At 33.9% G+C, this 12,801-nt stretch carries 15 protein-coding genes and 2 pseudogenes; 2 read left to right on the plus strand and 15 right to left on the minus strand.

The genetic code is table 11. From position 1 onward, the window contains the following. Nucleotides 1-87 precede the first annotated feature (87 nt). The 10 genes from BGM26_RS07630 to BGM26_RS07675 form a co-directional block, all read right to left on the minus strand. Complete coding sequence (locus BGM26_RS07630) at nucleotides 88-234, minus strand: hypothetical protein (protein ID WP_217040797.1); 147 nt, start codon at nucleotides 232-234, stop codon at nucleotides 88-90. A 75-nt stretch (nucleotides 235-309) separates the two neighbouring features. Further along, nucleotides 310-1,359 (minus strand): DUF3231 family protein, encoded by a 1,050-nt coding sequence (locus tag BGM26_RS07635; RefSeq protein ID WP_254119129.1) that lies wholly within the window; start codon nucleotides 1,357-1,359, stop codon nucleotides 310-312. A 204-nt stretch (nucleotides 1,360-1,563) separates the two neighbouring features. Next, nucleotides 1,564-1,974, minus strand: a complete 411-nt coding sequence (locus BGM26_RS07640) for a GNAT family N-acetyltransferase (protein ID WP_217039186.1) — start codon at nucleotides 1,972-1,974, stop codon at nucleotides 1,564-1,566. 540 nt (nucleotides 1,975-2,514) lie between these two features. Next, entirely contained in the window at nucleotides 2,515-2,658 is a 144-nt protein-coding gene (locus tag BGM26_RS07645; protein ID WP_217039188.1) for a hypothetical protein, read from the minus strand. A 284-nt stretch (nucleotides 2,659-2,942) separates the two neighbouring features. Next, the gene (locus tag BGM26_RS07650) at nucleotides 2,943-3,473 is read right to left on the minus strand and encodes a DUF4871 domain-containing protein (protein WP_217039190.1); all 531 of its coding nucleotides are present in this window, start codon (nucleotides 3,471-3,473) and stop codon (nucleotides 2,943-2,945) included. A 163-nt stretch (nucleotides 3,474-3,636) separates the two neighbouring features. Then, nucleotides 3,637-4,122, minus strand: a complete 486-nt coding sequence (locus tag BGM26_RS07655) for a peptide ABC transporter substrate-binding protein (RefSeq protein WP_217039192.1) — start codon at nucleotides 4,120-4,122, stop codon at nucleotides 3,637-3,639. 241 nt (nucleotides 4,123-4,363) lie between these two features. Beyond that, nucleotides 4,364-4,615, minus strand: a complete 252-nt coding sequence (locus tag BGM26_RS07660) for a hypothetical protein (protein WP_217039193.1) — start codon at nucleotides 4,613-4,615, stop codon at nucleotides 4,364-4,366. A gap of 251 nt (nucleotides 4,616-4,866) precedes the next feature. Next, the gene (locus tag BGM26_RS07665; RefSeq protein WP_217039194.1) at nucleotides 4,867-5,334 is read right to left on the minus strand and encodes a cupin domain-containing protein; all 468 of its coding nucleotides are present in this window, start codon (nucleotides 5,332-5,334) and stop codon (nucleotides 4,867-4,869) included. Nucleotides 5,335-5,610: 276 nt separating this feature from the next. Further along, nucleotides 5,611-6,597, minus strand: coding sequence for an NAD(P)-dependent alcohol dehydrogenase (locus tag BGM26_RS07670; protein ID WP_217039195.1), 987 nt, complete (start codon nucleotides 6,595-6,597; stop codon nucleotides 5,611-5,613). 512 nt (nucleotides 6,598-7,109) lie between these two features. After that, on the minus strand, nucleotides 7,110-8,306 hold the full coding sequence (locus BGM26_RS07675) for an FAD-dependent monooxygenase (protein WP_217039196.1): 1,197 nt from the start codon (nucleotides 8,304-8,306) through the stop codon (nucleotides 7,110-7,112). A 500-nt stretch (nucleotides 8,307-8,806) separates the two neighbouring features. Between BGM26_RS07675 and BGM26_RS07680 the strand changes: the two genes are divergently transcribed. Next, entirely contained in the window at nucleotides 8,807-9,061 is a 255-nt protein-coding gene (locus tag BGM26_RS07680) for a hypothetical protein (RefSeq protein WP_217040798.1), read from the plus strand. Nucleotides 9,062-9,076: 15 nt separating this feature from the next. Continuing rightward, nucleotides 9,077-9,403 (plus strand): annotated as a pseudogene (locus tag BGM26_RS07685) (redoxin domain-containing protein); the annotation flags it as partial. 252 nt (nucleotides 9,404-9,655) lie between these two features. On the opposite strand, the pseudogene BGM26_RS07690 reads toward BGM26_RS07685, so the two are convergent. The 5 genes and pseudogenes from BGM26_RS07690 to BGM26_RS07710 form a co-directional block, all read right to left on the minus strand. Beyond that, a pseudogene (locus tag BGM26_RS07690) lies at nucleotides 9,656-9,837 on the minus strand (IS3 family transposase); the annotation flags it as partial. A gap of 146 nt (nucleotides 9,838-9,983) precedes the next feature. After that, nucleotides 9,984-10,391: a GNAT family N-acetyltransferase gene (locus BGM26_RS07695; protein ID WP_217039198.1), complete on the minus strand. Its 408-nt coding sequence runs from the start codon at nucleotides 10,389-10,391 to the stop codon at nucleotides 9,984-9,986. 209 nt (nucleotides 10,392-10,600) lie between these two features. Beyond that, nucleotides 10,601-11,503: a DMT family transporter gene (locus BGM26_RS07700; RefSeq protein ID WP_217040698.1), complete on the minus strand. Its 903-nt coding sequence runs from the start codon at nucleotides 11,501-11,503 to the stop codon at nucleotides 10,601-10,603. 462 nt (nucleotides 11,504-11,965) lie between these two features. Further along, the gene (locus BGM26_RS07705; RefSeq protein WP_170289669.1) at nucleotides 11,966-12,142 is read right to left on the minus strand and encodes a hypothetical protein; all 177 of its coding nucleotides are present in this window, start codon (nucleotides 12,140-12,142) and stop codon (nucleotides 11,966-11,968) included. Nucleotides 12,143-12,312: 170 nt separating this feature from the next. After that, nucleotides 12,313-12,606: a 3-isopropylmalate dehydrogenase gene (locus BGM26_RS07710; RefSeq protein WP_217039199.1), complete on the minus strand. Its 294-nt coding sequence runs from the start codon at nucleotides 12,604-12,606 to the stop codon at nucleotides 12,313-12,315. Nucleotides 12,607-12,801 lie beyond the last annotated feature (195 nt).

Here is a 12,801-nt window from a genome sequence, read left to right on the forward strand (position 1 = left end):
GTATAGCATGGATAAATAAAGTTTTTTATTGAAAAATGTTGACAAACTATTAGCTGGTTTTGTTGAATAATGTTATTGAAGTAAAGCTCACGTTTGTTGAAGAACGGAATTTAATTTCTTCTTTAGAAATTCTAAAAACACAAACACGATACCTTTTATTGGTTTACCATTTAGAAATTGACCGAATCCTGGGAGTGCAATACTCCATAACAACGCTTCTTTACTGTTCGCCACATTGTTCTATTCCTTTTCTAAATTCTTTTCGCCTAGCTTTCAATTGAAGTTGTTCACGCTATTCCAAATTTTATCTTAAGTTCTGTCATAAGCTTCTGGCGGTGACTCCAACCAACCTTTATCAATTATGATATTCATACCGTCGTCAACAAATAAGCCAATGTTCATAAGAGTTCTTGCATACAACAAATTTATATCTCTTCTCGCAGTTACCGCAAGTGAGTTTCCAAAAGACCTTATCTTCATTGCGAACATGTCCACTTTATGGAACAACATTATTTTATCGGAAAACGGTGAATATGTAGATGTTGTAACCAAATGGTCTAAATACGACGGTGATTGAAGGTGTTCAATGTGTAGTTTTTCCTGATATTGTTTTACAGCTTTATTAGTCATGTCTAAGCCTCTTTTAAACAAAGCCTTTATCTTTTTATCTTGAACCATCTGATGAAATCCCAATAATAATGCCAAACTTGTTACATTATTCTCAATGTTATCCCAAAGATGGATAATTTCTAATGCCTGTAATGGTCGGACATCTCCTGTAAAACCACTTAAGTAACTTTGTTTATCGATTTTATCAATTCCATCTGGTGTTGGAATGATAGGAGGCACTGCAATGAACTTTTTTCCCATTAGTATATTATTAGTTTGCCCTAAAAGGACGGTAGTACATTGATTACAATAAATAAAAAACTCCCTTATATCCTCCCTCAATACCAATGGAACTGCAACTGCGTAAAGACTCAAACCTGCTTTAGCAGCATATTTTAAATAGTGAACGTAAAATTCATCTGCGTATAAACGGGGGGCGCCAAGATTTACATCATTTTTAGTAAATCCAAGCGGTATAGGGAAATTTTCCTTTTTAAAATATCCTTCTATTCTCTGTGTGAAATCCTTTGATAAAGCCACAGCATTTTCCAATAGCATCCTAATATCTTCATCATCACAATGTTGAAGAAAATAGCTTAAGATTTGAATTGACATGCTGTTTCCCATATAGGTAGCCCAGAGTTTCCCCATTTCAAAAGTCGTTAAAGATTTGTTCTCATCCGATATTTTTGGATTTAAATTTAGTGGTTTCATCACATTCATTGGATTTAATTCTTTATTCGTAGTCATAACTAATCCTCTTTTCCCGCATTTTCACTTAGGATTACCAATGGAAAATAATATAATTCCAACAAATTTTCTCCTTTAACTTATAACGGTATTGAAAAAAAGGACGGACTGCCGCAACAGTCAATTTTCTTCAACTATCCTGCTCCGTTACTTTAAGTACAATTCTTCACAATTTACATGTGATAAAGCAGGCACGATATTGTACTACAAGTCTTTCTCCATTATCACGTAAGATTTACCGCCTTTTGTAAACCTACAATCCGACTCTTCTAGCCCAAATTTTTTATAGAAATTCACTTTATTCACTCTAGCATTACACCAAATTCTTTTCACACCACGGTTCTGTGCTTCCTGTATTAAATAGTCTAGCAATGCACTTCCGTATCCCTTACCTTGTTCTTGTTGAAGAGTTGCAAATTTTCGAAACTGACCTTCTTCATTGTTTATAAAAAGGGAGATGACAGAAATCAGTATGTTTTCTTTAAAAAGACCAAAATGAATACCTAAATCATCATCTTCTAATTTGATGTAGTCAAAGGCTTTATCGGACCACATGACTCTATGCCTCAATTCCCAAGCTTTTTCCTTATCTATTTTTATAATGGTGGTTTCCATAATGTATCTTCCTACCTAGCCTTCCACTTTTTTAAATGTATTTTAACAAAGTTCCTTATTAAACTACACTGCATCGTTAATTTAAGTACAAAATTTCACAACACAATTATTCTTGAGATTCTTCCTCCATTTAATGTCCCTTTTCATGAAGAAAGACGCTTTCCTTATTTCAGAAAAGCGCCCAATTGCTGAAGATCAGCAGCTGCTGAAAATGGCACGCACTTATTGAACTCTTGGCCACGTTATGAAAAAGAGATCCTTCGTAATTGAAGCATCGCCCCCGTTTGCTTAAGATTCATAAGCTTCTATTAGCTGGTTTAGAAAATGCCGAAGAAGAAATTAAAGATATGATTCCTGGATATATTTAAGCCACCATCATTGGTGGCTTAAATAATTTCAACGTGAATTATAAGCCCATAAACGTCCGTTTTAAGCTTTTGGAGCTTTTACAGTGAAATTATATAAGATTAATCATGGGAAGCCGAATAGGCTGTAAATCAAGAAAAACCAGCTAACACTCTGTCAAATGCTTCGTAATCATTACTTTAAATCAACTTTAGGATTAGTATTAAATTTTCCATTTTTATTTTCCTTTTCGTGACCGTGAACTTGATCCCCACCATCACCTTTTTCCTTAACAATCTTTCCGCCTAAACTAACGTTTTGATAGTCCTTTTCTGTCATAATATCACCTCCAATTATTAAAATGTCCATTAGCAATGGGAATTATAGAATAAAAAAGACAACCTTTGACGGCTGCCTGAAAATGGAGTTTTTTATTGAATTTCTTTAACGGTATATTTAATGCCTTCTCTTTTTAAAATTGCTCTTACCTTTGAACATTCTTCCATTGAAAATCCTATATAGACATCTTCTTTATTAAAGAAAAACATATCCATCCCCCCTTTAATATTACCAAAAGAAACTACTGCTTTTTACAGAAACGCACCCAATAGTCGAACAAAAAATTAGCTTTCTTCAACATTTACAGTAATTTCACCAAATAATTTATCACCAATATAAACGTTTAGCTTCCATAACCCTTCTGTCGGAAATTCCATATTTGATGGAACATGTGTGTCAGCTCCATTATTAGGACTTACTCCAACTTCTGGATATTCCCAAACTTTTTCACTATTAGGTGTTCCCGCATTTCTAATAAGGACTTTGTGTTCTTCACCTTTTTCGTTAATGCCAACAACTTTTAAATTTCCCTCAAATTCTTCTTTTTCTCCCCAAAAATGCCACATATATTTATTACCTTTTCCTGCAATAATTGCTTGAGCTTCCGCTTCTCCCTCTTTACCAGAGCCAACTAAAAATCCAATTCTTCCTTCCTCTCCAACCAAAACATATGCTCCTTTTGTTCCATCTCCAAATGTAACAGGAATATTAAAAGTTGGACTTACTTCCCAATCCTCTTTTTTTACTGTTTTTGTTTTTTCTGAACAACCTACTAACATTCCTATTAAAAACAAACATAATATAATTTTTTTCATAATAACCTCCTCATATATTAGACGAAAAACACACCATTAGGTTTCGTAATATTCAGATTATTTTAAATGTAAGATAACCCTTCTTTTACCAATCTCCCTTTACTTCAATAAGAAAAAGCCATTCTCCTTTTTGAAGAATAGCCCCCGTTAGTTCAATTCGGTACTAACTAATCCAAGTCATTTTAGCTTCTTTTGATTTCCACTTATTATCCTTAAAGTGAACTGTAACTTCCACTCCAACCGCCCCTAAACCCGAACGATACTTGGAACCCTCAAAGAAGATATTTTTGTTAAATTTAAAATCAACTTTTTTTATTCTAAGAAGTACGCCTTCCAAAGCCATTGTATCTGGATTATACAATCCTTTTTCCTCCAATTGCTCAAAAGTCGCATCTATTACATCAACTTTATATTTTTCTTTAAAGTAATTAATAATTTCCTTTTTACCATTTTCATCCAATAGCTCGAAATTACTCATATCAATAGCTATATATTTCATCTCACTACTTAATGCTTCGTCCTGTTCCAATATGGCGTCTAGCGCAACAGTATATATTTCTCCTAAATGTTCTTTTGGCTTAACACCAATATTGCAAGCAGAAAGTAATAGCGAAATAATAAACAAGATTATAAATTGTTTAATCTTCAAATTAAATTGCCCCTCTTATTTTCAGTACGAAGTGATGATTAGTAATGTTACAAAATTTAATTTTGGTTTTTAAATTCCTTCCACATTTCCCTAACGGTGTCAATTGGGGATAATTATTCATATACTTTCCACCTTTTTTCTCAATGTTTCCCTTTGATTATTGAACAATACTGCCACGTTAGCACAAAAGAAAAAAGATGCTGCCGCTGCAACACCTTGTTTAACTCTTGCACCCGTTAGCTCAATTGTTCGGATTATTTAAGATTTTCTTTGCGAATTTTATTATCCACCATAAAAACACTACTATTAAAGCACTTTCACAAGCACTCATTCCAAGAACAAACAAAAGTCTTCCGAAATCTTCAAATTCATTGAACCCATAGTAATGCAGTTCCCAATTATTAAAGATATTTTGAATACTGATTAAGACCATTATGAAAGGAAATAGAAGCCAATAAAATCTTTTGATACTATTAGGCAAACGTAGTTCCATATCAGAACCTCCCTTTTAACCAATTTTACTATTAATATTTTACTTCTTGTTAAAGTAAACTGCCCGTTCGTTGAATAACTTCAACAAAAAGGTGCATTAATCCTTCTTGGATCAACGCACCCGATAGTTTAAGTGTATTTTTCACAATCTAGTAACAATAATAAAAACTCCCACTTTTTTTTGAAGGGGAGTTTCTCGAGTTAAATCTCTACTAAATGAGGCTATTCACTACTAGAACGCAACATTATTCTTTATTTCATCACAATCCCGTATTTCGCTGCTATCGAAGTCAAGGTTTGAATTTCTTTAGGGTTAGGTGGAACACCTGGAGCTGGAGGTAATTGTTGAGGTAGAGGTTCACTAAGCTCATTAATAAAACGCTCGAATCCAGATGGGTAAACAGTTAGTAATACTTTTGCAGTTTGCGTGTTGACTTTAAAGGTATGTTTAATCCCTTTAGGAGCATGTACATACGTTCCTGGAGTGGCGTGAATAACAGTATCAGCTATGTAGTAAGTTATTTGACCTTCAAGAACGTAAAAAGTTTCATCTTCTCTCAAATGAGTGTGTGGTGGTGGTTCAAACCCTTTTCTTTCCTCAGTTAAAATAGTCGTATATCTGCCTTCTGTATCCTCTCCGCTAACTAAGACAGAAACTTTGTTTCCTAAAAACAAAATTGTGTTATCACCAGATGCCCGACGAAAAAATGGTTTATCCAAAATTTCGACCTCCCCCAGGATTTTATCCTTGGAATAATAATATGCTTTCTGATACACTCTTATTCTTCTTGAACTTTTAATTAAGACGAGACGATTCATCTTGAAATAACCTACCCCAATAGTTCAATAAGAACGAGGAGCTGCCTTTCGCAGCTCTATCTTCAACTAAAGTACCCGTTAGCTTAAGTACAATTCTTCACAATCTTATTATTCATAATTTGGTGATTTACACTACAAATTTATTCACCTTGGGGGCGTGATTTTGTGCTTCATATATTAGGATTTGTTGTTATGTTCAACAATTATGACAACATTTCCCCTCTTGTGTCCTTTCTCCACATATCTATGAGCTTCCACAATCTCATCAAACGAATAATATCTGTCAATGATCACTTTTAACTTTCCCATCTCTACAAGTTCTTTAAGGAAGTTTAATGCTTCTGAAGTTTCAGGTGGATTTCGACTCAATAATAGTTTCTTGTTACTCGTCAATTTAGTCCATAGCATTTGAACACTTGGTAGCGGTTCAGTAATATTTATATAGGTACCATTGTTCTTTAACAATTTCATACAAGCTGAAAAAGAACTCTTGTTTACCGCTTCAAAGATGATATCATATGTTTCGTCTGTACTAGAAAACTCCTCTGCTCTATAATCAATTACTTTGTCAGCTCCAAGAGATTTTACTAATTCCAAATTTGTGGTACTGCATACCCCTGTAACGTTTGCTCCGAAATATTTGGCAATCTGAACTGCATAACTTCCTACACTTCCTGAAGCACCATACACTAAAACCGATTGACCGCTCTTTATACCCGCTTTCTTAAGAAAATACAATGCTGTACGAGCACCAATAGGAATGGCAGCAGCTTCTCCATAAGTTATATTGGAAGGCTTAATAGCGATAGGTCCATCTTCCTCCAAACACTTATATTCGGCATAAGCACCAAATCCAACCAAGGATGCCGCAAAAACTTGGTCTCCTTGCTTAAACTTTTTAACATTTTCTCCAACTGATACCACTTCTCCAGCTAACTCCATTCCTAATATCTCTTTTTTGGGTTGTCTAAAACCTAGTGTTATACGTGCGGGTAGCCAAAAAGCAGGAGGAACTGTAAAACTCCGTGACCTAATATCTGCTACTGTTACGGTTGTGGCTTTTACTTTAACTAAGATTTCATTTTCTTTCGGAATAGGTTTTTCTACTTGTTTTAGTTCAAGAACATCGGGGGGACCGTACCTTGTGTACACAATGGCTTTCATTTATCCACCTCAGATTCGTTTTATTCCTTAATATAAATACGAATATTAGGAATAAATTAGACCAATAGTCCGATAACAGTTCTTAAACTATCCTGCTCCGTAAGCTTAAGTATATTTCTTCACAATTTTTACGAAATAATAAAAATGTTATTCAGCAATCTGGCCTTTTCATGAAGAAAGACGCTTTCCATATTTCAAAAAGCGCCCGATAATTGAAGATTGATTATTCTATATCGGGTAAGATTTCTCCAGAACATTCACCATTAAAACATTCAATCCTCCAACCTTTAGCAGGTACTGTCTTCATTTACTTACACAAATATCCACTCTTTTTTGAGATTGATACTCATAATGGCCCATTTCATAAAGAAAGGCGTAATTCCTACTCCTCAAATGCGCCCTTTAAGGTAATACATCACCAAATTTTAAGAGAATGTTATGTTTACCTTTTTGAATTCAAGCGCAGAGGAAACACCAAATGAAACCAGCATAGATATCTTATAAAATCCATATCAATAATTTTTCAATTCAATACCGTTGGCAGCTTTTGCAATTATTTTCGAAATTATCTTAAATTGTACGACCATAAGGGTAGGTATGCGCAACATTAAATTACGTAGAAAGATTTTGAAGTTTGATTTTTCAATCATGCTTCTGGCAGCCATTAATCCTATTTTTTGATTTTTCTCAACAAACTTTCTCATTTCTTGTTCATAGACAACAAAAGCTCGGGCATAATCACCTTGCGCAGCTTTGAGTTCGCCAGCTAATACATAAGCTCCAACGAGCGCCAGACTTGAGCCTTGACCTGATAGGGGAGATGGGCCATATGCCGCATCACCTACCAACGTAATCCGACCTTTTGACCATGTCGGCATATGAATCTGGCAAATCTCATCAAAATAAAAGTCTGTTGCTTCTTTCATCCTTTTAAGTAGATGCGAGGTTTCCCAACCCGTGTGGCCTATGAAGGCATTTTCTACAAGCTTTTTTTGAGACTCCGTATCATAGCGGTCAAACTTCAATGTCTCTGATTGGAACAAGAGCATCCCTCTTGCTTCGGTATTGTCACGGGCACTATATATACCTACAGTTTTGCCTGGCATCGTATATAACAGCTGGCGGTGGTCAAGGTTGAGGTAATTCTCGAGGGTGAATATCGAGATATAACAGCCAAGCGTACGTTTAAACTGTGCTTCGTCGCCCAAATTCAAGGTGCGAACATTGGAATGTAGCCCGTCCGCACCGATGACCAGATCAAATGTCTGCGGTTTTCCATGAATAAATTGGACTTCTGCACCAGATTCAGTCTCATGGATAGCCGTAATAGAATCGCCCCAAATGTATTCGATTGTATCCTTGGTTAAATCGTACAAAATGTTACTAAGATCGTCACGCATGATTTCGATGTCTAGTCCTTGCTGGTTCCCCAGACTCGCTTCGCTTATTTGACCTTCGATCTTGCCTTTATTGTTCACAAAATAAACACCATTCATGTTCGTGTCAGCAGCACGAACTTGTTCGAGTATACCCATCCGCCTAAGCACCGTAATGGCTTCCCCACGGATATCAACCCCGTAACCACCCGGGCGCAATGAGGGTGCACGTTCTATTACAGTCACGTCAAATCCGTGTTGGTGAAGCCAGTAAGCAAGTGCCGGACCAGAAATGCTAGCACCGGAAATTAGGACGCGCATCGTTCGTTTCATTATTATTTACTCCTCCTTTCCTAATGCCTTTAACGGTCTTTTATACCTTTCTTGTACACCTTTCAGGTACCTATATTTCCAAGACTCATATTACAGCCCTCCTTACATAAAATAGTTACTCTAAATTACCGAATAAAATGACATAACTCTAAATTAACTTCGATTTCCCCTTATGTAATCCCTTATCTGATTCCATTATATGGTCCTAAACATAAGGAAAAAGCACAATTCTGCTGCAGAATTGCGCCCTATAATGGAATAACTAAATCATGGTCTCAGTCTTTAAAATTAATTAATTCTTCTTTCACTAAAGCACTTGTTAGCTTAAGTACACTTTTTCACAAATATACAACAAAATCATCCTCACTAGCCAAAAAATGACAAAGCCCTTTTTGAGTGAGAAGTAGTTTTGAATCTTTTGAAGGGTTAATTAGAAAAAAACTTGGATAGTGTTTCATTGTTTTGTTCATTCTAATAAAGAAAAAATGGGGATGAATATTATGGTTTTTCCACATAGGGATTATTTAGCCCCATTCCAATCAGATAATCCCAATCTGTTTTTTAAATTTATAAGAAAGGAGTTTAAAATGCAAACTAAAATAATAATTTTGTCCTTACTTTCTTTTCTAATATTATCAGCATTTGGACAAAAGACACCTATCGAACCAATCACTTTATTTAATCACGAACAAACAGAGGTAACTTTTCCGTTAGAAAAACCAGCAGTATTCTTTTTTATAACAACATATAAATGAACTCTCTGCCAGAAGCAACTGGTTCAGTTGCATGAAAATATGAATAAATTGTATGGAATGGATATTGAAATGTTTGTAATTAGCAAAGATTCCCCAGAAGAGCTGCGTACATTACAGAATAAACTGGAAAAAACTTTTGGACATAGTATCTCCTTTCTTTCCGATCCGAAATTAGAATTAATTGAAAAAATGGGAATGAAGAAAAATGGTGTAGCTTATAGAGGTTATGGCATGATTGATAAAGACGGAAATATTATTTTTAGTACTAAAAATGATCATTGGGGAGAGCAAATCGAGATAACAGTTGAAAAGATTAAAGAAGAATATAATAAACTTAAATAAAAAATTAGATTTAGTTCTCTAACCCGAAGAAAATCCTAACAATATGATGCTGTACGTCTTTATTTTATCCGCATAAACAAGAAAAATTTGAAAAAGATATTTATGAACCTTTCTATTTGATGTAACGGGAATAAGCGAAACGATAATATCAAATGCTCAGAGTATATTTTTATATTTAGGTTAGATAGGTTAAACAGTTAATAATAAAAGGACAAACATTTTAGATATGAAGTGAACCCAAAAAGTTAAACATTAATTTTTTGCAGCTATCAAGGATTGAACTCTGTAATGCACAGGGCGCAATCCTTTTAGTTTTGCTTTTATTCGTTTGTGATTGTAATAGTAAATATACTTTTCTAGTTCTCTCTTAAAGTCCTCTCTACTCTCTAATTCTTGTAGATAAAATATTCGGACTTTAATAAGCCAAAGACGTTGATGAAAATCCCGCTCCAACATCTGATTCAATGGAAAGCCATACTCTCTTCTTCAAGTATGGCACCCGATAGCTCAACAATGCCAAATTTTTAATACAACAACTTCTATCTTCAACTCTGCAAAAATCAAGTTCGGTATTAAGCATTTATCGATTTATATTTCTTGACATACCAATCGAAAATTTCTTAAACCCAAAAGAGTCATAATAGGATTCTAAATTTTCTACACACATAAGTTGTGGAAAAACGCGATTCTGCTCACAATGTTGAATTATTCGATTCAGCATTTCTTTACCGATACCTTTAGATTGATATTTCGGTAGCACGCATAATCCGCAAATAATTCCAGTAATCACACCATCAGATATAACACGTCCCGTCCCCACTAACTGTTGTCCTTCAAAAGCATATATTGTATACCAACTTTGATTACACAATTGTTCTAATTCAATTACAGTTAAATTAAGTGAGTTCCATCCTAAAGATTCATATAAGTTTTGTAATTGTTTAAAATTTTCAGGAGGTTCAATTGTATAATGTATAGTGTTTTCCATGTAAAGCACTCCCTATTACCTTTGGTTTAAACATTAACATATGGCAAATCAAACGAAGGACATTGTATATTTCTTTGAGCCAGTTCCATGTAAGCCTTCTATACTCGTCTCCCCGAGTAATTGCACTCTAAAGCTAGTATAGTTCGATTGTCTGCTGAAGGGGCTGTTGACAAAACATAGATGCATGTTAATGTTCCCTTACAAAATACCTATTCTATATACTTCTTATCTATATACTCCTTATTTTTTAGTTTTATAAAACTTTTAAAATCTAGTTCAGCAATGAGTACACTTATTAATAAGAGTGTTGCACCTAAGTAACCTTTAAATGTGAGAGTTTCACCTGTGAAAATAAATGCAAATACTGCTGCAAAAACAGGTTCTAATGTAAAAATAAGACCTGTATGTGTAGGTGTGGTATGTCGCTGTGCAATTATTTGAACAATAAAAGCGATTGCCGTACAAAATATACTTAATGCTAAGATTGAATACCATGATTCAGAATTGGCAGGAAACTTGGGTGTTTCCATTAATATTGAAAAAATGAAACTGAGTACTCCTACAAAACCGAGTTGTAAAACTCCAAGTGAAATGGGATTAACATGCTTAGCAATTGATCCCGTAATCATGATATGAACTGCATAAAACAAAGCACAAAGAATACAAAATATATCACCATAACCTATCTGTAATTGTTTATTTAATGTTAGTAGACCTATTCCCAAAATGGCCAAAACAATTCCAAACACAACCTTTTTTTCTGGCTTTTGCTTTAAAAATATAGATGATAATATTGGGATAAAAATGACTGTGAGGCTAAATAAGAAACCAGCATTCGAAATAGATGTATACTTTGTACCGAATGTAGCAAAAACATAAACTATAAACAAAATTACAGCTAAAATAAAAGCATATTTTACAGTTTTTAAATCGGTTTTAAATAGGTGTTTATAGAAAACGACCCCTGATAAAAGAAAAGCAATAAAAAATCGTAACGAGATTAAATTATATTCTTGCAGATAATTGAGACCAATTTTAGTAAGTAGGATAGATGCACCCCAAAAAAATGTAATCATTAGTAACATTAAATCAGCTCTTAGTTGCATTTTCATCTCTTTTTCCTCATAAATTCTTCCTTTACAAATGGTGCCATAGCTGCTCCTCATTAAACCTTTACTTAGAAAGTTGATTTGGTTCAAACTCTATATTTCCTTTATTTAATATGTTAAATGAATTAATCTTAGTGTTTGATATTTTGAGGAAATTGTATTTTAAGCAGCTTCTTTCTCCTTTTGTAATTAAGATTATTTTTTTAATATATTCTACATTGTTCTTCGATTAACCTGCTAAACAAATATTTCACTGAAGGGTTAAGCTTTTCCATCTTAAACAAAACTGCCAGTTACTTTAAGTACAAAACTTCACAATCTGCTTCCAAACTCTAACATACATATCCAATTTTCTTTAAAGTCTTATTCAAATAAATGGCCTTATAATGAAAATAGGCGCTGTTCCTGTTACAGAAAAGCGCCCGACTATTGAATTAGCTACTTCAATATCCACCGAACAATATATTATGACCTTTTTGAATTATCCTCCAATTCTTTCTCGATTTCATCATCGCTTACCCTTTGTATTCCAACATCTTTGATATTTAGATGTTTTGAAATCTGTTTTAATTGATATTTAATTGTCGAAAGGCTAAATACGACATATAAGATAAATAATACAGCTACAATGCTCCAAAACATTGATTTCCTCCCTAGTAAACCTACTAATGATAGATTTCTTTTCCTTCCTCATCTTACTCTTTCTTCAAGAGGCTCAGCCTTTTTTTAAAAACTGGTTTTTCTGGGTCTATTTTTTCATGCCCTTTTTTCATTTTTTATTTTCATGGGAGTTGAATATAATCAATCATGAATTATACTTTTCCGTTGTTATATTTTTTTATTACAGTAACTAAAATTGCAATAATAAAAACGATCACACTATTTGCTATTAAATACTGTCCCAGTTGCATGCCATAAAACATTGCAAAGGGATCACGAATAATAAATATTGCTAGTGCACCACCGATTGCACCAAATAAAACTGCTAGTAGTAATATTATAAAGGCAGCAAAGTATAGATTTTTCTTTTTTTTATAGGATATAAATCCAATAATATTTGCAATAACGATAAAGAAACCCATAAGTATTAAGAAAAAAGTTGTCATTTAAATCCCCCTCCCCTAAACATATTTTACCATAAAGATTAAAAATCTTGTTGAACTATTCTGTCCGTTAGCTTAAATACATTCCTTCACAACATCCATCTATTTTACAATTTTCTTAGAAGATATCCTCTACAATCTGGCCCGATCGTAATATAAGGTTAGCCAGATTTTTCTGGTTGACCTTTTTCTTTATGG

This window comes from Bacillus sp. FJAT-29790 (genome assembly GCF_019039215.1).
Taxonomy (GTDB): Bacteria; Bacillota; Bacilli; order Bacillales; family Cytobacillaceae; genus Cytobacillus.